The sequence below is a fragment of the Paenibacillus uliginis N3/975 genome, assembly GCF_900177425.1.
Classification (GTDB): domain Bacteria; phylum Bacillota; class Bacilli; order Paenibacillales; family Paenibacillaceae; genus Paenibacillus_AQ; species Paenibacillus_AQ uliginis.
Genome location: NZ_LT840184.1, coordinates 3410980 through 3429744 on the forward strand (window position 1 = coordinate 3410980; position 18765 = coordinate 3429744).

Consider the following 18765-nt stretch of genomic DNA (forward strand, 5'->3'; position numbering starts at 1 on the left):
TCTATGTGGGGGTGATTAGTCAGATTCATCATTCGATGGATCACTACATCAGGACCGGTTCAGGTAACAGAACCACAGGTTCCTTCTTTTCCTGTTCTAGGTCATTAGAGGCGGCTATGCTCTCTAAACCCGATGTATTATTAACATGTGATAATGCCTTAATGCTGCCTGAGGTGCCAATCTGCAGCACGGATGAGTTCGTCACTGTCCCGATACGCAGTTGTTGGACCGTTATGCACTGGTAAACAGACAAATTCATGCTTTCCACACCCTTAAACGGTAGATACCTGATCAACAGCATCCGGATCTAATGTATTTGTACTGCTTGCTTGGTTGTTATTAACGTTTACTCCGAAGGCATCTCCAGGTGAAAAGGAGTTCGCACCCGCATGATTTTTGGAGTTACTGCTGAGTATAACCGAAGCTGTGTTTCCCACTAAGACTGTGGAACTGGGGCCAACTGAGAGAATTTTCATATTTCCTATTATAGAAACCACCAATCCACTCCTCCTTCAAAATTATAAACCATTCTATGTAGATAAGTGCCTAGGTGTCACTGAATAAGTCAATCACCCATACAATAGATAAAAACAAGGAGGAAAGCCATGAGCTCAAATCTGACCAACTTAGATTGGCTGAAGGAGGACCCTTTCTTCAAAAAGCACTTTCCATTCAAAACACTTGAAGAACATCTGAGGGTGGATTCGGACGCGGTGGATCAATATGTTGAAAATGCGATTCGTCACGCAACCTCTAACTCTCCGCAGTTTATGAACAATAACGGAACCAAGCTTCAATATGAACATATGGATACACATAACCATTTAATTACAAAAGTACGCATTCCTAAGCGCGTTCATCCGGAGAACATTTGGATACAGCTCAACCGCACTCAACTCAAAATCAATGGGCTGAACGACGACCAGAGTCAAGTTATCACACTGCCAACTCCGATTAATCCGGATCAAAGCAAAGCGACCTTTAAGCAAGGTTCCCTTCAAGTAAAAATGCCAAAAATATCCACGGGTCGTTTCAAAGATGTCCACATCCGCTTTTTATAACACAAAACTTGAAAAACCACCTCATTTGAATGCAATTTATCCCCCATCCTCGTCCATAAAAATGCTTTAGATCAAAATATGCGTATAATTTATGTTATACGCATATTTTTTTAAAGAGTAGGCAAGGTCAAACGTGCATGTTTAAATGCGGTGTGACCCTCTTTCTTGATGCTCTTTTAGAAAGCATAGGCAAACAAAAGCAACTAAAGCAAGTACTCCGCTCACTGCAGTGGAAGTAGAGAATGCTCTTATATAATCCGTTGAACCTGCTTCTAAAAGCGTATGTCTAAGTGAAAAAGAAAACAAAATGCTGATCAAGGCTACTCCCAGCGAATTAGCCAAATACATAAATGTCGTAAATAATCCAGAGCCCGTCCCTGCCGATTTAACCGGTACAACACTAAGCACAATATTGGCGAGCGGCGTCGTAGCCATGCCAAGACCCAGGCCATAAACCAATAAGATCAAGATATTCTGAATATGAAACAAATGTACAGCATCTACATGCAATGACCCAATAAGTAGAAAATTGCACAAGCCCATGATTAAAGCGCCTGTTTTCAGCACCACACTCCCCCATCTCTTGACCATACGGGACGACAATAATGACGTGAGGAAAAAACCGGAGCCCAGTGGCATAAAGACCAGACTGGCCGACTCGATGTTGTAATGGAGGCCTGATTGCAAATAGTAGTTTAATACGAAGAAAAATGTGAACATGCTGAGGTAAATGGTGATCTCAGTTATTATGCCAACATTGAACGAACCTGATCTGAATATAGACAGATCGATCAATGGAGCGCGATGTGTCTTTCTCTTCTTTATTTGTACTGCAATAAAAGCAAACAAAATCATAATTGATAACAGTACACATCCCCAGGTCCAAGATGGCCACCCCTGCATTTGACCTACTGTGAGTGGATAAATGAGTAGAAATAAGCCCAGCATCAATAGTAAAGTACCTGCCCAGTCAATGCTTTGCATAGCATCTCCACGGGACTCAGGAACAATCGGCAGCCCTAACAGTACAAGAAGACCAAAGGGTACATTAAATAGAAAAACAATACGCCAGCCGAGCCCAAGCGGGTTCCAATCCACCAGAAATCCCCCCAGAATTAAACCCATTGTAAAGCCAATCCCAATGACCGCTCCATAAATAGCAAAGACCAAGCCCTTTTCTCTGGGCAGAAAGCTACTCTGTATAATGGATAGGACTTGCGGCTGAATCATCGCTGCTGACAAGCCCTGGATAGTACGGATAACAATTAATAATGTAGGATGGGATACCACTCCACCTAATAAACCCATTAACGTAAATCCCAACACACCATAGAACAGTATACGTTTTCTGCCATATATGTCTCCAAGCTTTCCTCCCAAGATCAAGGCAACCGCAAGCCCTAAAGAATAACCTGAGAAAATGAGCTGCGCTTCAGAAAAACTGGCATGCAGGCTGTTTTGCATAATCGGAAGTGCAACCTGCATCATATAGTTGTTCAAGGAAATCAGGAGGGTTGGAAGCAGAATAAGAATAAGCGAAAACCAACGGCATGGATCAGCCTGCTGGTTTGTCTTTTGTTTCGTCATGAATGCTGTAGAAATATCATTCATTTTATTTCCTCCCTTTTAGATCAATATTTCAACTGATAATCATTATCATTTATATTGATGGTTTGTTCTACCTGCCAAGGTATTTTCTTTCCCCGTAGAAGGAGCCGGAACCAAAAAAACTCCAAACATGACCAGCATGCTTGGAGTACTTTATTGCTTTGATTTTATTCATTTATCGCGTTCTGATAAGATATGTTTTTCAAATATTCACTCGGATTACAGCCGTAATACTTTCGGAAAGTTGTCGCGAAATTGCTTACATTGCTATAGCCTACAGAAACAGCCGTTTCTCCGACGTTCATCCGTTCCACTTCCATATACCAAAGTGCTTTTTCCATTCTTTGCTTACGTACTAACTCAAAAATGGTCATTCCGAATCGTTCACGAAACCCTTTCTTCAGCTTGAATTCATTCAATCCGACTTTTCTGGCTAACTCTTGAATGGACATCGGTTGTTCGAAATGGTGAGCGATTAATTCCCTGGCCATATCCAACTTTGATAGATCATCACGGCTTAAAAAGAGATTCCTCCCCATTGTTCCATGTCCATCTACCTCTCCAAACAAAGCAATGAGCTCCATGGCCTTACTTTCCATATATAATCGTTTCATCGCTCCGTTATAGGTGCAATTGATCAAATCATATACGCATTTATGGATTGCCGCTGTATTCGGATATTGGTCGATTCGTCCCTTGTAACGCTTCAACCATGATTCCATTTTATGTTTCTCAGGAATATCTGCCGCATAATGAAAAAGCTCCTTCGGGGATAACCGAATTTCCAGCAAATGATTCCTGACACTCGCTTTTTTCTCTTCGTATACCAACTCATCCTCAAAAAAGAGAACGTTCCCCGTCATTTTTTCTGTAAGGCTTTCTTTTCCATTCCACTCACAATAGATTTCGCCATTCAGGCAATAGCTTAGCTCAAACAATTGACAAGCTTCCTGAATGTGAAGCTTCATATCTTGTTCGAATGTAAGATCCGTAACCACAATTTCCATGCCTGAACGAATACGCGTCCGCTTTATGCTCCCCTTGCCAACCTCAGGTGGAATGGATATATGCTGTTCCCATTCGTTATGATGAGTATGGCCATTAACACGCTCCGTGAATTGATCAAAAAGACTGTGAACCTCAGCATTCAATATATTTATAGTCAAAATGGCACCTTCTCATCTACATAATCGATATAGGCATTGTACTCTGCAAGTCTTTTGAATACAATCGTATGAAACCTGCTATGTTTATTTTATTCGTAACGAATACCATTTGAGAGCTCCTGTAACACCTTCTTGTCTAGAATATAAATTGTGTCCCGCTCTCTTCCTATCACACCTTGCTCTGATAGCTTTAAAATGACACGATTTAAGTGCCTGGGCGTTGTACCGATCAAATCCGCGATTTCTTGCGTGTTTGTGGTTCGAATTTCTTTTCCGAATTCATATTCTTCATGGATCGTTGTCAACAAGTAGCTTGCGAACCGATTTTCAACAGAGGCTAATAAATTGACTCGTGAAGCGGTTGTACATGTTTGAAGTTTATATGTTACGTGTGTGAGTAAAGACATCAAAAACTTCGGCTCATGGATGGCATGTTCGTATATGTATTTAAATGAAACTGCAATACAAAGTGTACGATGAACAGCTTCAACTTGGGATTGTACAGCGATTTTTTGAATAAGCTCAATATCACCGATAACAGCAAACGGCTCACAAAAACGTAACAGCAATACTTTTCCTGTCTGTACGCTGGATGTAATTTTAACTCTGCCTTCAACAAGAAGCAAAAGGGTGTCCATCTGCTCTCCCTCTTTTAATACAAGCTCTCCCGGTTCATAGTAGCGCAGCTCAAAAGGAATTTCGTCTGATAAACGAAATATTTGATCGATTTCAAATTGTTTTATTTTTGATTGTAAGAGTATAGAGTCATGAATTATTTTCATGAATAAGTTTTCCTTTCGGGACAAATGTCCTTTTCTTTGTTTGGGAAGATGCTTAAGATGAAATGAAAAACAGCAAGGATGTGCCAAATTGATATTTGTATTCGATTTAGACGGTACCATTTGTTTTCAAGGAAAGCCATTAAGTCCAGTCATTATCGATGCAATCGATAAACTGACATATCATGGCCATGACATCATTTTTGCTTCAGCGCGCCCTATTCGCGACCTGCTGCCTACCTTACCCGAGCATATGCATGCTTACCCGATGGTCGGTGGAAACGGTGCAATCGTTGCTAAAGAAAAGAATATCATTTCTACAGTCCATTTTGAAGAAGATGCTAGGGACCGTATCGTTACAATGATTAATAACTATAATCTGAAATATTTGATCGATAGCGATTGGGACTATTCCTACACTGGAAGTGAAGATCACCCCATTAGGCGTAACGTTGACCCCCAGAAGCGGGCTAACCATGTATCCTTAGAATCCATTCGAAAAATGATAAAGATTGTGCTGTTTGACGTTTCTGATCACAGTTTAGTGCTAGAAGAACTATCGGCATTACCCGTAGTTATACATAAGCATGGAAATGAAGGTATCCTCGACATCAGCCCTCAGGGTATTGATAAGTGGAATGGATTGATGCGATTGGGTTTACAAGACCGATCGTATATTGCATTTGGAAATGATGCGAATGATATATCGATGTTTCAGCATGCCCACACTTCTATTATGATCGGCAGCCATAAAGAGCTTGAAAGCTATGCAACTGAACAATTACAAGCTGATGAAGAGCTCATCGCGCAAAGATTGTTGGCCTTCTGTAAAGTAACTGAACAAACCGATTGTCTAACGATGATTTAATACTTCCTAATATTATATTAAAAAAAGCCATCGGATTTGATCGAGGCCACTGAAAAAGTCTCTCTCATAGAAAAAGGTACAGTCCTTCAAGAAAATTGAGGAGACTGTACCTTTTTTATCGTATAATTGAGTCATTACGAAAAGCGGGTGAGAGCGGATGATTCGACAACAACAAACCTTGGTTCTGAGTCCTTATGCGGCACTGTATGACATCGTTGTCGCCATTGACCCGATTCGCATGTTTAAATATCTACTACTGAAAGCTATATTTGAACTCTCTGACGTAGACATTGTTGAACGGTCTAAGTATGACCTGTCGTTCAAATTTTTTCTTGGCATGGCACCAGAGGACTCGGTAATCGACCCAAGTTCTCTAACGAAATTCCGCAAACTACGATTAAAAGATATGAACCTGCTCGACATGCTCATCGGGCAGACAGTAGCCCTCGCGATCGAGCAGGGTATCTTAAAGAGTACCTCTATCATCGTAGATGCCACACATACGAAAGCGCGCTACAACCAGAAGTCACCGCAAGAAATCCTGCAAGACCGTGCGCGGAAGCTGCGAAAGGTTGTTTACAGCATGGATGAGTCGGTCAAAGCCAAAATGCCAGCAAAGAACATGAACAATGTGCTTGAAGACGAAATTGCGTACTGCCAAAAACTTGTCGCTTTCATCGAAGAAGAATCCAGAATCGCACAGGTGCCGAAAATTGTGGAGCCGCTTAATCTTCTGAAAGAGACGATTGAGGATGATGTGGAGCAGCTGCGCCTTGCAACAGATCCAGACGCGCGCGTAGGACACAAGAGCGCAGATAGCGCTTTTTTCGGTTACAAAACACATCTAGCGATGACCGAGGAACGACTTATAACGGCAGCTGTCATTACGACAGGTGAGAAAAATGATGGCAAGCAATTGCAGACACTGATCGAAAAAAGCCAAACCGCCGGGATGCAGGTCAAAACGGTAATTGGGGATACGGCGTATTCTGAGAAGGATAACCTGATCTACACGAAACAAAACGAGATTGAACTTGTAGCGAAACTCAATCCACTCATTACACAAGGTGCCCGCAAGAAAGAGGACGAGTTTCTGTTCAACAAAGATGCCGGCATGTACGTTTGTCCAGCCGGACACATGGCGATTCGAAAAGCACGACAGGGGAAAAAAGGCGTCAATAAAAACCAACAAGACACCTATTTTTTCGATGTGGAGATCTGCAAACGCTGTCCGTTTAAGGAAGGCTGTTACAAAGAAGGAGCCAAGAGCAAGACGTATTCCGTGACGGTAAAATCCGATGAACATTCGGAACAGATGGCGTTCCAGGATACAGAATATTTCAAGGCAAAATCTAAGGAACGCTACAAAATTGAAGCAAAGAACAGTGAACTCAAGCATGGACACGGGTATGATGTAGCCACATCCTCGGGTCTGCTTGGCATGCAACTTCAAGGTGCGATGGCCATATTCGCTGTAAATCTCAAGCGAATACTGAAATTAGTAGACTAAGAACTACTGGTGAATACATCATTATGAAGACAAAAAGAAGACATTCATCTCCAAAACGCGGAGTGAATGTCTTCTTTTTACACTATTTGCACCGCCTCCGAAGAAAAACGCAAGTTCTTCAGTGGCCTCGATTTGATCCAATGGCTTTTTTCATGATCATAGTTTACATAATATATATTCAGTTAACAATAATCACTCCATTAAATGATTCTCACCCAGCACCACTTATTTCAGTTGCATCCCCACTATTTTGTAACAATAATCCGAACCATTCCATGGAACCATACTTATCGAAAACAGGTTCGTTAGTAATCATCGATGGATCATCCAATCCCAACGATACGGACTTCATTAATTTGTCTGACACTTCCCTCTCTTGGTCCAATTGGGCGTAGCATCTAGCAGCATTATAATAAAACCAATATTGATTGTCTGGATTCAAAATCCGGCTCCGACTGATCTCAAGATCTTCTTCCCTGGTCAACCGATCAAACACCAATTCATAAAAATACACGGCTCCGCTAAAATCTTTGTTTTGATAACACTCATAAGCCTGAACAAGGTAATTATCAAAACGGTTGAACCAACCAAACCATGGGTCATACGTCTTGAATAACTTAAACCCTACTTTCTCCGCCGTCTTCCATGATCCGATGTTCGTGTCGAAGCAATCCCAGCCTATCCTCTCGATCCCTTTAGAACGTGCTAACTGAACACATGCAGAAGCAACAGCCGTCGCCAGCCCTTTTTGTCGATGATCCTCATCGGTCTCGATCCCAATCTCACATCTGTTTCCGATCACATAATCCGTTAAGCACCAGCTTACGATTTCGTTGTCGTTAGTTAGTATACAGTACCCGAACCCTCTGTCATTAAAGTTTTCAGCGGTCATATGATTGGAGTGAATTTCATCCAAAATAAAATCCGGATTCGTAATGTCCGTTCTTTGAAGCAATTCCAAATTCACTTCCTGCAAATGATATCCTTCTGGAAGTTCAGTCGGTTTTACGTCCACAGAGAGATCAAACAAATAATATCTTCGCTTATTAAAAGATGAATGAAGGCCGTTAATCAAGTTCTTTTCCAATAGATCCATACAGACTAAAGAATGAGGATACCGAATGTAATAATCCAGCATATCAGAATTGGACTCCACCATACCGGGAAACACTTTAGTTCTTAAGTGGATATTTACTTGTTTGAAAAATTCAACATTACAACCGGTAACATATAATGCCCGACCACGATCCCAAACCATAGCAGCACTTGGCTGCTCCGTACAATCTACATAAATTTCACCAGGGATTGTATGCTGCAATAAAGATACCAGTCTTAAATCATACATAAGTTCTTCGAACAATGGTTGAACGGTTACATACTGATCTGTTGATAATAAATACATTGATCCATCTCCTTTTAAATATCCAGTCACAAAAAAGAGCCCGAGGCATGGTTCATTACGCCAGGCTATGTCCAAAAAAGGCACAGAAAAGCCCAGGCATCGATGCCTGGGCTCAAATTCATGCGGAATGCATACAAACTTACTTGCGTCCGATTGAATGAGGGGCAGCGAAGGATAACTTTGTACTTTCGTTCATGTAATCGTATCCAGTCATATCCTAATCCCCTCCTTCCTTGTCAATTAGGTAAATTATACCACAATCACTTTCAATAAGTCTATCTTTTTTGTTATATTTGTTTAATTGGTTCAAATTCAGTATGTACTGGCTAAAATCAATGATTTATAATCATACCCTTTTTCAATCTTTAAAGTAGATAAGTGCGTTAAAATGAATTTTTGACACGATAATAACTAAAGAGCAGTAATGAAAGTTGTTTTACTATTATGAATTTTTCATATGTTGAAATACTCACTCTTTATAAAAATACTTCGTTTACACTCGTATCAATCCATCTTCGATGCAAACAAAAAAACAAGTCAGAGGCTCGGTAAAACCGTTCCTTTGACTTGTTTTTGGGTTGTTCCAGAACCAATCGATTAGCCTTTTACAGCTCCTTCTGTCAAACCTTTTTCAATAAACTTCGAGATGAACAAGTAAATAATCAACACCGGAATAACCGTTAGAGCAACCGCTGTTGCCATCAGTCCAAAATCCGTTCCGTATTGTGAGCTGATCTCATTCAATAGAGCAACAATCGGACGAACGTTTTCTTTATTAACAAAGATCAACGCTGAGAACAGATCGTTATACGACCATAAGAAAACAAAGATACTTACTGACGCAAATGCCGGTCTTGTAATCGGAACGAACAGCTTTACGAACATCTGCCACCTGTTGCACCCGTCTATAAAGGCAGCTTCCTCTAACTCCTTAGGAATTGTTGCCATATAACCAGCTATAACCAAGATGGCGAAGGTCAAGTTACCAGCTGTTTGAGGAAAAATCAATCCCGGATACGTGTTCACCAGACTTGTTTTAATTAAAATTTCATAAACGGGAACAACTGTTGCAAACGCAGGAATCAAAAGCGTAGCGTAGAGAATCGAATAAATCGTTCTCTTTCCTTTAAAATTAAATCTAGATAATACATACGCGGCTAATCCGCCAAACAGGAGCACCAATAATACGGCACTACCTGACATGATCAAACTGTTGATATAACTTCGACCGATATTAATACGTTCGAATGCATTCTCATAGTTAATCATCACCGGGTCAAAAGCAATTTTGAACGAATTATTCATTACATCTCTGGATGTCTTAAAGGAATTATTCACAATCCAGAACAACGGATATATTGTTGTCATGGCCCAGGCTGTCAAAATAACATACATAAAGGCGCTGCCTATGCTAAATTTCTTTGATTTAACTGGCCGTACAACACGTTGACTCTTAACGACTTCTTGCTGCATAATAGTACACCCCTATAACAGCTTAGTATGTAATTTCCTCTCTTTTTAACAAACGGTTGGCAATCAAAGCAAGCAACACTCCAAATACAACCATATAAATAGCAACCGTTGAGCCGTAACCGAAGTTTTGATCCACCATTGCTTTTTTGTACATATAGGTTCCCAATACTTCTGTGCCATTCTGGCCTTTAGTAATAACCCAAATGAATTCAAAGACTTTCATAGTTCCGGTAATAGCCAGCGTAATAACAACTTTAATATCACTCATAATCAGAGGGATCGTAAGTTTGGTCGTCTTCTTAAACCCGGTAATTCCCTCAAGTTTAGCTGCTTCATAAAAATCAGCAGGAATCTTTGACATCGCCGTCAAGAACAATACAAAGTAAAAACCAACATAATGCCATACGGTAGGAATAGCTACCGCCTTGAGAGCATTGTTTTCATCCAGCCAAAGGATCTTTTCGATTCCGAAGTTAGCCAATACGTTGTTCAAAAGTCCAAAATTATAGTTATAGAAGAGAACGAACAGCAAGGAAATGGCCGTACCGGAGATAACTACCGGAAAGAAAAATACCGTCCGGAAAAAGCCCTTCAGTTTCGTTATATTATCAACCATAACGGCTAGCACTAAGGCTATACCAACTTGGAATACGATGACATACAGCATGATTTCCAAAGTGTGTAGTGTTGCGGCTCCCAAAAGCTTATCTGTAAACAACCGTTCGTAGTTATCCCACCCAACAAACTTTTTATCAAAAAAGCCCGTTGTCCGGTAAAAGCTAAGATACAAACTTTTAAAGAATGGATAATACAAAAAGATAGTCATCAATAACGCTGTTGGTAACAAAAACATCAAAATATACTTGCGATCACCCTTCATATTTATCACCTTTGATGTTTATTTTTCTTCATTTTCTGTTTAAATGGTTACGCCGCCCTTATAAATACAAGAGGGGCGGCGCAAGCACATATAGGCAACCGTATTCGTTATAAAACCTATTTCTTATTGGCATCCTCGGTTTTCTTCGCTTCTTCGATTGCTTGTGTAGGTGTTTTCTCACCTGTAACAACCGGTTGTACGCTGGCACGAAGATTGGAGAACGTTTCTTGAGAAACTTTACTGTCTACCGGTGCGCTGATCGATGCCGCTTTTTGTGCCATTGCAAAGCCATCAAGAGCTACCTGAGGCAATCCTGTAACTTCAACCTCAGCTGCTGGTGTTCCACCATTCGCTGCAGCGATTTTTTGGATACTCGCAGGAGATGTCAAGTGTTTCAGCAATTCAACTGTCATTTCTTTTTTATCTGCATTGTCATATGCAGCCTTGGATACATAGAAACCAGTACCGAATCCGCCTACGATATCATTTCCGCTACCTGCTCCGCCAGGGATAGCCGGGAATGGAATAACGGTTGAGTTGTCTTTAACCGCATCGCTCCAACCACCGATAGCCCATGAACCTTCAAGAACCATAGCAGCAAGACCTTCACTGTAGTAGTTGCCTGCCATACCTAAATCGATCGTAGCAGCATCCTTAGGGAATGCGCCCAAATCATAAAGCTCTTTCATTCCAGAATAAGCTTTTTCCCAATTTGGCTCGATTCCGTCAAGCAATCCTTTGTTTTGACCTTCCGGACCAGCAGCAGCCAGAATCGTATGTTCAATCAGGTAATGAGATTGATCGAATGGTGCTGAAATCGGAATAATTCCTTTTTTTGAAAGAGTTTTAACTGCAGTTTTCAGCTTTTCCCAGTCTGTTGGAAGTTCAAGACCGTTTTCTTCAAAGATCTTCTTGTTTACAAACAAACCTTCATAAAAACCAGTCAACGGAGCTGCATAGATATTACCATCCTTTTGTCTGGCCAGCTCAAGAGCATCTGGAATAAAGCCATTTTTCCAATCCGGATTAGCATCCAGAATTTCATTCATCGGAACAACCTTACCTGCGTTCACAAAACCTTCAGCATCCGTACCGATGAAGTAGAAGAGCAAGTCCGGCTCGTTGCCGCTGTTCATGTCTGTGTTAACTTTCGTTCTGAAACCGTCATCATTTGCTGACATAACGTCATTATCAATTTTTACATTTGGATATTTCGCTGTGAACTCATCCAAAGCTCCTTGGAAAGCTTCACGTGCAGCATCCGTACCACCGAATGTCGAGAATACGCGAAGTGATACTTCTTTCGCTTTCTCCTCTTCTTTTGGAGTCTCAGCCGCTGGCTTAGGACTCTCTCCCTCAGCTGCAGGAGTTTTGGTTCCGCTGTTATTACCACAGGCAGCAAGGAACATGCTGAGTAATAACATTACGCTCATGAGCAGTAATGAAGACCTTTTCATTTCTAAATCCCCCTAATTGTATTTTTGCAACAAGCAAGTATTTCTTGCTGTCTACCAAATTTTATGCCAACTATGCCTGTATTCAAAGGGGGATATTCCTCTAAATGAGGGGGAAAAATCTAGCCTTGCATTTTTGGAATTCAAAAGTTATTATGTACTTTTTTACTTAATGTAGTTTCAAGGGAGTTCATTTTTGCTTTATGGGAATAAAGTATCAGGGGAGGTGTTTTTTAATTTCTATTGTGAATTTTTCATATATTGAATTTTTAGAATCTTAAAAGAATAGTTGTTTTAACGTTGTTCTCTTTTGACACGACGCCGCTTGATATGATGCACTAGGGCAAAAAAAGCAGCTCATCTAAGAGCTGCTTTTTCCGGAACAACCTTAAATCCATGATATCCCCCATGCGGAACGTAAAAAAGACACCCACGAGGGCGTCTTCAAGTTTTACTGGTATACACCCTTAGATTATTCTTTAGGATATCCGGGTACCTTTTGCCAAGTTCTTGATATCTTTCTTGGAGTTTACCAGTTGGGGCAGCGTCTTAATACTTCTGATCATTGGCGAGCTGCACTGATGGCATGTCGGTTGATGCTCAAAGGCAAAATCATCTCGAATCCAGCCATTACATCCTTCCTTTTCACATGTCCAAACCGCGGTCTCTTCTTGAGGAAGCTCTTCTAACGATTTTTTTCTGAAGTACATCTTGACCCCTCCTTAAAGTAAAAAACTGTCCTTAACATAAGGGTTAAGGACAGTTTTTCCAGTAATCAATTTACAGTTTTACAACGTTCTCAGCTTGTGGTCCACGGTTGCCTTGTACTACGTTGAACTCAACGCGTTGGCCTTCATCCAATGACTTGAAGCCGTCGCCTTGGATCGCTGAGAAGTGAACGAATACGTCATTACCGTTTTCAACTTCGATAAAACCAAAACCTTTTTCTGCGTTAAACCATTTCACTGTGCCTGTTTCCATAATATAAAAACCTCCAAAATTTTTTAACATGCGTTTCTGAAATTATAGGGTACAAAATAACAAATTCACATATTGAAAAAGTTGCCCAGCAGAAGTGACAACCTTTTCAATATGTGAATCACAAGGTTTTCTTATTTGCCATTTAACTAATGATACCACAAATGAAGTATTATAAGCAAGTCTTTTAACCTTAAGTTCAAAATACCGTCCAATGGCGTAAATTATACATCTCCGGATTGTCATGTTAGTTTACATAATATATGTGATGTATACTTAAAAAGTGCATGCAATTTTCTTCCCGAGTACTGTCCAGCAACCTCTTCCTAACGACACGAATGGCATCATAATCCTCCTGTGAAAATCTACTCCTGTCAGCGAGCAATCGACGACCGGATAATCCAAACTAGCTGCATGACCGCATTTCGTAAACAAAAAAACCACCTGCGCATAATTCGAAGTCTTGAATAGACGTTTCCCAGCAGCCAGTACCGGACACTGTTAATACAATTAATATTTAATGTAATGAATTAATTTCGCTTGAAAAATACTGCGATGGATTGCCGCGTTCCGGGTCCACAAGTTCTTCATAACGATTACCGGTATAGGCACCTATCGTCTTCCGCCAAAAAGCCTGAGCTGGCGTATTGGTACTGATCTGAGTAACCTTCCAACGACCTCTCAAAAGATCAAACAGCTGGTACGAGGCCCATGTCCCCAGACCGCTTCGGCGATATTTTTTCATAACAAAAAACTCGCACAAGTAAAAATCCGCTTCGGCAGGATCATCCATACGATCAACCAACGCAAAACCTGCCGGTTTATTGTGGTAAGTAATCAGGTACGGATAACAAGTTTCACGCTTGATCCAATAATCATCCAAGTCAGGATACGGAGCAAACCTTCCCTCGTCATTAACATCAACATCCAAAAACTGCGTAAAATCATAGAGGTAAAACTGCATTAAATGTTCGATAACAGCTTTCTGTTTTGCAGGGACCAAGCTGATCCTCATAGCATTTACATTACCAGTGTGTGTGGACATAACTACCTCCTTCAAAACATTAATAAAGAACATATATACTCTTTCGGATCAGCAGCTGCTGAGGTTATGAATACGATAATTCATTATGATAAAATAGAGAGACTACGTGGTCTTCTTAGACATATCATGATTTAAGAGGTGAAAGAATTGAACATACAAAAAGTCATCGACCGCACAAGGCTGGATGAAAAAGCCCCTTCTATGCCCTGGTACGTGCAGCAGTTTATCGATTATAAGCTGCCAGACCTATCACCATCCACCCTGCTCGAATATGTAAGGGATTACGAAACCTTTTTCAACTGGCTCCGTGCTGAAGGGCTATCCGAAGCAGAGAACAATTCAAAGGTAACTCTGCTTGAGCTGGAGACCCTTCGGATGGAGAGCATTACAGGGTATCGACTTTATTTAACGACAAGGAAGGAAGGCACAAATTCCCGGATTACCGTGTCACGCAAGCTCTCTTCCCTGCGATCCTTGTTTCACTATTTAAGCCAGATTGCTGAAGATGAGAATTATTACCCGCTTCTGAAGCGTAATATTATGGCCAAGGTTGAGAACAAGAGGATACACAAGCCAAAGGATACCGCTGCCAAGCTTAAAGGAAAAATACTGGAGGACGAGGAGCTGCTCGATTTTATCGGTTACATCCACGAAGGATATGCTACAGACGTTGCGAACAACAAGCAGGCTCTTTACGCCCATGAGCTCAATAAAGAGCGTGACGCTTGTATTACCAGCCTGATCCTGAACTCCGGTCTCCGTGTATCTGAGGTCGTGAATTTAAATATCAGTGACATTGATCTTAATAACAAAATGCTCCATGTATTCCGTAAAGGTAATAACGACGAGACTTTTAAAACGCCGGTTTATTTCCGTGCGCAGGCCAAAGATGATTTAGAACATTACTTGGCGCTGAGACAGTCAAGGTATAAAGTGCCGAAGAAAGAAAAGGCACTGTTTATCGCCATCCGTAACGGCCAGAACGAGGGTCAACGGATGACCAAGCGTGCCATTCAGGCCATGATTATTAAATACGCCAAACGTTTTGGCAAGCCATCTCTTACAGTACATAAGCTGCGGCATTCTTTTGCTACAGACTATTATCTCCAGAACGATATTTACAAAACCAAAGAGCAGCTTGGACACGCTTCTACGGAGACAACGGAAGTATACGCCCATCTGACCGACAAAACGATGTCTGAAGCGATTGAACGCCGGACAGAATCTTCTTAAAGATACCTATGACTTCATCTCATGCCACAGAAATGCGGCAATCTCATCCGTTTCGTTCCAAGTAAACACGGGAACCGGATTGCTCTTGTTATATTCAAGGAGCAGTTCGTGTTCCTTTTTCATCTTGTGATGCACCACAAGCCCTCTAACACCTCTAACACTTTCCAGCAATTCCTCATCTTCATGATCCCTAAGAAGAAGAAGCTTCGGGTACAGTTCCTGCTTGAATCCTTCCACCAAAATAACGTCATAGTCTTGAAACCGGTCCACCATCTGCTGCAGTGTTTCTCCTTCTTCAACTATGACAGCGGTTCGGTTTGGTGAAGTAATAGCTACCGCATCAGCACCCGCTTCATGAAATGAATGGGTGTCGGTTCCAGGATGGTCCAAGTTAAATCCGTGAGTATCATGCTTTACGACAGCCGTTCGGCAGCCTTTTGCTTTCAACAGCGGGATCAGAGCTGTAATTAGAGTCGTTTTGCCACTGTTTTTGTACCCTGTTATTTGCCATACCTTCGCAGTCATGACAACCCTCCAGGCAGTAGGAGCACCTTCACCTTTTGTCCTACAGGGGCGCCTTTCAAGTCTGGAGGAATAACAATCAGGCAAGAACTGTCCTTAATCGTGATCATTACACTGGATTCATCCAATTGTGCCGGCTTGGCTATAACCCTTCCATCACTCACTTCCAGCGTTCCTCTTACGTAACGGGTAAAATTGTTCACTTTATCATAATCAGACCCGAGTTCCGCGCTCCACTCTTTAAGATATAGTTCTTTCATGCCGAGCATTTGACGTAAGGTTGGTCTTACAAAGAGAAGAAAACCTACATAGCAAGCTCCAGGATTGCCGGACAAAGCAAACAGCAGCTTACCGTCTTTAACAGCAGCCGTCGTAACACTACCTGGTCTCATCGTCACCTTGTTAAACAGCAACTTCATCGTTCCAGAACGAACAAGGTCTCCCATAATATCATAATCCCCTACCGATACACCGCCTGTCGTGACCACGACATCGTAGCGTTCAAGCGCCTCCTCGACCTTTTGCCTAGCTAGCGTGATATCGTCAGGAATGGCATTCATAACGACCGGTTCTGCCCCTGCTTCACTTAATTGGGAAGCCAGCATGTAGGTGTTACTATTGCGAATTTTTCCGGGTTGAAGAGGTTCGCGAATATCGAGCAGCTCAGTACCTGTCGAAAAGATTCCGACCACCGGCCTCTTAGAAACCTCTACTTCATGAACACCGAAGGTTGCGAGCACCGAAATTTCTCCGGGTCCGATTAAGGTTCCTTTTTTTAAGATCAACTCTCCTACCTGAAGTTCAAGTCCAATGGGGGTTACGTTCTTACAGGCCTCAATAACCTTCTTGACTGCTACCCATTCAATACCATCCTCTATCCGGCTTTCTGTCATTTCAAGCATCACCACAGCATCCGCTCCTTCTGGAACCTGGGCGCCAGTCATGATCCGGGAAGCAGTGCCTGATGTGACGATTTGGTCTGATACCGAACCGCATGGAATATTGTCAATCACTTTTAACCATACAGCTTCACCATTGCTACAGCAGTCGGTGTCGGTAGATAAAATAGCATATCCGTCCATCCCAGACCGGCGAAAAGTAGGAAAAGCATGAGGAGCAAAAATATCGGTCGCCAAAACACGGCCGTCGCCTTGCTCCAGCTTAACGGTTTCAGTAATCCCTTTTTTCACATACTCTTTAATGATCGATTGCGCATCCGGAACTTGTACCGCTTTACGCTGGAATTTGCTGCGATCAAACTCTTGATGAGCATTGTTTATATTGTGGTTCATTAAATAAAGCCTCACTTTCCAATACGCTAGTAGTTCACATGAACAATAAAATTAATGTACCTATAATCAGTTATAACTTCTATTGAATTCAATAGCAAACCCAGGCAGCGTCAATCACGCCAAAAAAGACGTATGGCGTCATTCCACCATACGTCTTTCTTTAGAGATTAAAAAGTTTAAACTTCGGAGTAAACTTATTCTTGTTACCTTCGTCCCCGTCTACCGATCCTTCCTGAGCCGGATCTTGTCTTCGGTTTCTTATATGATTTTTTCGGGGAGTCAAATAGTCCACCGTCACCCCCGCTTTCGCCACGTTTAATGGTACCACGACTCTGTTTATCGGATGGTTCCTTTTTGAAAATATTTCCACCTGAGCCAACTGTCCCTTGACCACGTCTTGAAATCTTTCCGCTGCGATCTACGGTTAGCGGAGGCGCAACCTTCTTGTCATTATCTGTAGGCTTTCTATAGTTGCCTTCCTTCGGTTTATAGACGTCCTTACTTGTGTATCCCCTGTACCCTCCACCAGATCTTCCAAGTGAATCAAACAAATCGCTGATCAGTACAGCTGTCAGATAACCTTGAAGGAAATTGGAATCATAGTTGCGCTGAACATACTCTTTCGAGTCGATCTCAATTAGGGTATCTTCCGGTTTCTCTGGATCCTGCTGCAGATGATAATATTCATTCCCGTATACGAGAAACATCCGTTCATTGCTTTCAGGTGATATTTGGTCAGGTTTATTCTCTTCAGATAAATCCGCAGCGACAACTGGCACACTTTTATCAGCTGCACGATATACGTAGGAAGTTAAATTTCCGTCCCGGTTAACCGATTCCAGCGGATATGAAGCCTTAACGTCCGGCGGTGCTCCGCAACCGCTCAACAGCGATACGAGGAAACTGAGCACCAGTATAATTTTGATTGATAATAAAGAGCGTCGTTTCATGTTACCACTCCTAAGTAGCCCGGATGACTTTTACATCCCCCGGAATCACTTTCTCTCCTTCATAGAGCATAAACCGCCCGTTCTGCCATTCAATCCGTACGAGCCGGTAATCGTCTGACTGATACTGCCACACATGCTGCTCTCCGCTTTGTGTGAAAGGCGTACGGCCGGTGATCGCTACATGACCACCATACTCTTCCTCCAGATGATACACGCCATCATCAAGTTCAATAATCGTAGGCACTTCATCTGGGGCGTCAAGCCTGCCGTCAATCGGTGTATATAAAGCATATTGCACGGTTTCCCGCTCTTCGATATGAAGATATGCGATGCTACTTCCGTCTTGAAGTGTTAATACAACCGCATTCCGACTACGGTTATGAACACGCCCCGTTACTTCATATGTGACGAGAGATACTTCGCAAATGTCGCCGGGAGAGAGCTGCAGCATGCTCTTTTCCACCTTTGGAGGCTCCGGTTTCGCAAATATGTTACCAATTCTTTTCCATACACTCATTCTTCCAGTCTCCTATCGCAGATATGC

20 protein-coding genes are annotated in these 18765 nt (G+C 41.9%); 4 read left to right on the top strand and 16 right to left on the bottom strand.

Going from position 1 to position 18765, the window contains the following annotated elements; genetic code table 11:
• Nucleotides 1-43: 43 nt before the first annotated feature.
• Nucleotides 44-259: a spore germination protein GerPB gene (locus B9N86_RS16055; RefSeq protein WP_208914178.1), complete on the bottom strand. Its 216-nt coding sequence runs from the start codon at nt 257-259 to the stop codon at nt 44-46.
• 13 nt (nt 260-272) lie between these two features.
• Nucleotides 273-497, bottom strand: coding sequence for a spore germination protein (locus B9N86_RS16060; RefSeq protein WP_208914179.1), 225 nt, complete (start codon nt 495-497; stop codon nt 273-275).
• Nucleotides 498-605: 108 nt separating this feature from the next.
• Between B9N86_RS16060 and B9N86_RS16065 the strand changes: the two genes are divergently transcribed.
• Entirely contained in the window at nt 606-1061 is a 456-nt protein-coding gene (locus B9N86_RS16065; RefSeq protein ID WP_208914180.1) for an Hsp20/alpha crystallin family protein, read from the top strand.
• Nucleotides 1062-1202: 141 nt separating this feature from the next.
• Here the strand turns inward: B9N86_RS16065 and B9N86_RS16070 are convergent, their stop codons facing one another.
• The 3 genes from B9N86_RS16070 to B9N86_RS16080 form a co-directional block, all read right to left on the bottom strand.
• The gene (locus B9N86_RS16070) at nt 1203-2672 is read right to left on the bottom strand and encodes an MFS transporter (RefSeq protein WP_208914181.1); all 1470 of its coding nucleotides are present in this window, start codon (nt 2670-2672) and stop codon (nt 1203-1205) included.
• Between the two features lie 164 nt (nt 2673-2836).
• Nucleotides 2837-3835 (bottom strand): AraC family transcriptional regulator, encoded by a 999-nt coding sequence (locus B9N86_RS16075; protein ID WP_208914182.1) that lies wholly within the window; start codon nt 3833-3835, stop codon nt 2837-2839.
• 89 nt (nt 3836-3924) lie between these two features.
• Nucleotides 3925-4617 carry a Crp/Fnr family transcriptional regulator gene (locus tag B9N86_RS16080; RefSeq protein WP_208914183.1) on the bottom strand — a complete coding sequence of 231 codons (693 nt, stop codon included), beginning with the start codon at nt 4615-4617 and terminating at the stop codon, nt 3925-3927.
• Nucleotides 4618-4705: 88 nt separating this feature from the next.
• Between B9N86_RS16080 and B9N86_RS16085 the strand changes: the two genes are divergently transcribed.
• Both B9N86_RS16085 and B9N86_RS16090 read left to right on the top strand, forming a co-directional pair.
• Nucleotides 4706-5482, top strand: coding sequence for an HAD-IIB family hydrolase (locus tag B9N86_RS16085; RefSeq protein ID WP_208914184.1), 777 nt, complete (start codon nt 4706-4708; stop codon nt 5480-5482).
• Nucleotides 5483-5639: 157 nt separating this feature from the next.
• Entirely contained in the window at nt 5640-6992 is a 1353-nt protein-coding gene (locus B9N86_RS16090; protein WP_208914185.1) for an IS1182 family transposase, read from the top strand.
• A 211-nt stretch (nt 6993-7203) separates the two neighbouring features.
• Here the strand turns inward: B9N86_RS16090 and B9N86_RS16095 are convergent, their stop codons facing one another.
• The 7 genes from B9N86_RS16095 to B9N86_RS16125 form a co-directional block, all read right to left on the bottom strand.
• The gene (locus B9N86_RS16095) at nt 7204-8394 is read right to left on the bottom strand and encodes a GNAT family N-acetyltransferase (protein ID WP_208914186.1); all 1191 of its coding nucleotides are present in this window, start codon (nt 8392-8394) and stop codon (nt 7204-7206) included.
• A gap of 597 nt (nt 8395-8991) precedes the next feature.
• Nucleotides 8992-9867, bottom strand: a complete 876-nt coding sequence (locus B9N86_RS16100; RefSeq protein ID WP_208914187.1) for a carbohydrate ABC transporter permease — start codon at nt 9865-9867, stop codon at nt 8992-8994.
• A 22-nt stretch (nt 9868-9889) separates the two neighbouring features.
• The gene (locus B9N86_RS16105; RefSeq protein WP_208914188.1) at nt 9890-10747 is read right to left on the bottom strand and encodes a carbohydrate ABC transporter permease; all 858 of its coding nucleotides are present in this window, start codon (nt 10745-10747) and stop codon (nt 9890-9892) included.
• Nucleotides 10748-10863: 116 nt separating this feature from the next.
• A complete protein-coding gene (locus B9N86_RS16110) occupies nt 10864-12204 on the bottom strand; it encodes an ABC transporter substrate-binding protein (protein WP_208914189.1) in 1341 nt (446 codons plus the stop codon).
• A 476-nt stretch (nt 12205-12680) separates the two neighbouring features.
• The gene (locus tag B9N86_RS16115) at nt 12681-12911 is read right to left on the bottom strand and encodes a cold-shock protein (protein ID WP_208914190.1); all 231 of its coding nucleotides are present in this window, start codon (nt 12909-12911) and stop codon (nt 12681-12683) included.
• Nucleotides 12912-12981: 70 nt separating this feature from the next.
• Nucleotides 12982-13182, bottom strand: a complete 201-nt coding sequence (locus tag B9N86_RS16120) for a cold-shock protein (RefSeq protein WP_054957841.1) — start codon at nt 13180-13182, stop codon at nt 12982-12984.
• A gap of 514 nt (nt 13183-13696) precedes the next feature.
• Complete coding sequence (locus B9N86_RS16125; protein ID WP_208914191.1) at nt 13697-14224, bottom strand: GNAT family N-acetyltransferase; 528 nt, start codon at nt 14222-14224, stop codon at nt 13697-13699.
• 147 nt (nt 14225-14371) lie between these two features.
• Here B9N86_RS16125 and xerS point away from each other — a divergent pair, with 147 nt between their 5' ends.
• Nucleotides 14372-15457 carry a tyrosine recombinase XerS gene (gene xerS, locus B9N86_RS16130; protein WP_208914192.1) on the top strand — a complete coding sequence of 362 codons (1086 nt, stop codon included), beginning with the start codon at nt 14372-14374 and terminating at the stop codon, nt 15455-15457.
• A 6-nt stretch (nt 15458-15463) separates the two neighbouring features.
• On the opposite strand, the gene mobB is transcribed toward xerS, so the two are convergent.
• The 4 genes from mobB to B9N86_RS16150 all read right to left on the bottom strand — a co-directional run bounded on the left by mobB (nt 15464) and on the right by B9N86_RS16150 (nt 18738).
• Nucleotides 15464-15982 carry a molybdopterin-guanine dinucleotide biosynthesis protein B gene (gene mobB / locus B9N86_RS16135; protein ID WP_208914193.1) on the bottom strand — a complete coding sequence of 173 codons (519 nt, stop codon included), beginning with the start codon at nt 15980-15982 and terminating at the stop codon, nt 15464-15466.
• Nucleotides 15979-17271 (bottom strand): molybdopterin molybdotransferase MoeA, encoded by a 1293-nt coding sequence (locus tag B9N86_RS16140; RefSeq protein WP_208914194.1) that lies wholly within the window; start codon nt 17269-17271, stop codon nt 15979-15981. The genes mobB and B9N86_RS16140 overlap by 4 nt, the downstream gene beginning before the upstream one ends.
• Nucleotides 17272-17474: 203 nt before the next feature.
• Entirely contained in the window at nt 17475-18221 is a 747-nt protein-coding gene (locus B9N86_RS16145) for a DUF4247 domain-containing protein (protein WP_208914195.1), read from the bottom strand.
• A 10-nt stretch (nt 18222-18231) separates the two neighbouring features.
• On the bottom strand, nt 18232-18738 hold the full coding sequence (locus B9N86_RS16150; protein WP_208914196.1) for a DUF4178 domain-containing protein: 507 nt from the start codon (nt 18736-18738) through the stop codon (nt 18232-18234).
• Nucleotides 18739-18765: the final 27 nt, after the last annotated feature.

What these genes read in the sequence shown, in the direction of transcription:
- B9N86_RS16055 (WP_208914178.1), bottom strand. Translation starts at nt 259, where the DNA reads ATGAATTTGTCTGTTTACCAGTGCATAACGGTCCAACAACTGCGTATC.
- B9N86_RS16150 (WP_208914196.1), bottom strand. Translation starts at nt 18,738, where the DNA reads ATGAGTGTATGGAAAAGAATTGGTAACATATTTGCGAAACCGGAGCCT.
- B9N86_RS16140 (WP_208914194.1), bottom strand. Translation starts at nt 17,271, where the DNA reads ATGAACCACAATATAAACAATGCTCATCAAGAGTTTGATCGCAGCAAA.
- B9N86_RS16080 (WP_208914183.1), bottom strand. Translation starts at nt 4,617, where the DNA reads ATGAAAATAATTCATGACTCTATACTCTTACAATCAAAAATAAAACAA.
- B9N86_RS16120 (WP_054957841.1), bottom strand. Translation starts at nt 13,182, where the DNA reads ATGGAAACAGGCACAGTGAAATGGTTTAACGCAGAAAAAGGTTTTGGT.
- B9N86_RS16100 (WP_208914187.1), bottom strand. Translation starts at nt 9,867, where the DNA reads ATGCAGCAAGAAGTCGTTAAGAGTCAACGTGTTGTACGGCCAGTTAAA.
- B9N86_RS16125 (WP_208914191.1), bottom strand. Translation starts at nt 14,224, where the DNA reads ATGTCCACACACACTGGTAATGTAAATGCTATGAGGATCAGCTTGGTC.
- B9N86_RS16095 (WP_208914186.1), bottom strand. Translation starts at nt 8,394, where the DNA reads ATGTATTTATTATCAACAGATCAGTATGTAACCGTTCAACCATTGTTC.
- B9N86_RS16070 (WP_208914181.1), bottom strand. Translation starts at nt 2,672, where the DNA reads ATGAATGATATTTCTACAGCATTCATGACGAAACAAAAGACAAACCAG.
- B9N86_RS16145 (WP_208914195.1), bottom strand. Translation starts at nt 18,221, where the DNA reads ATGAAACGACGCTCTTTATTATCAATCAAAATTATACTGGTGCTCAGT.
- B9N86_RS16065 (WP_208914180.1), top strand. Translation starts at nt 606, where the DNA reads ATGAGCTCAAATCTGACCAACTTAGATTGGCTGAAGGAGGACCCTTTC.
- B9N86_RS16090 (WP_208914185.1), top strand. Translation starts at nt 5,640, where the DNA reads ATGATTCGACAACAACAAACCTTGGTTCTGAGTCCTTATGCGGCACTG.
- B9N86_RS16115 (WP_208914190.1), bottom strand. Translation starts at nt 12,911, where the DNA reads ATGTACTTCAGAAAAAAATCGTTAGAAGAGCTTCCTCAAGAAGAGACC.
- B9N86_RS16105 (WP_208914188.1), bottom strand. Translation starts at nt 10,747, where the DNA reads ATGAAGGGTGATCGCAAGTATATTTTGATGTTTTTGTTACCAACAGCG.
- B9N86_RS16110 (WP_208914189.1), bottom strand. Translation starts at nt 12,204, where the DNA reads ATGAAAAGGTCTTCATTACTGCTCATGAGCGTAATGTTATTACTCAGC.
- mobB (WP_208914193.1), bottom strand. Translation starts at nt 15,982, where the DNA reads ATGACTGCGAAGGTATGGCAAATAACAGGGTACAAAAACAGTGGCAAA.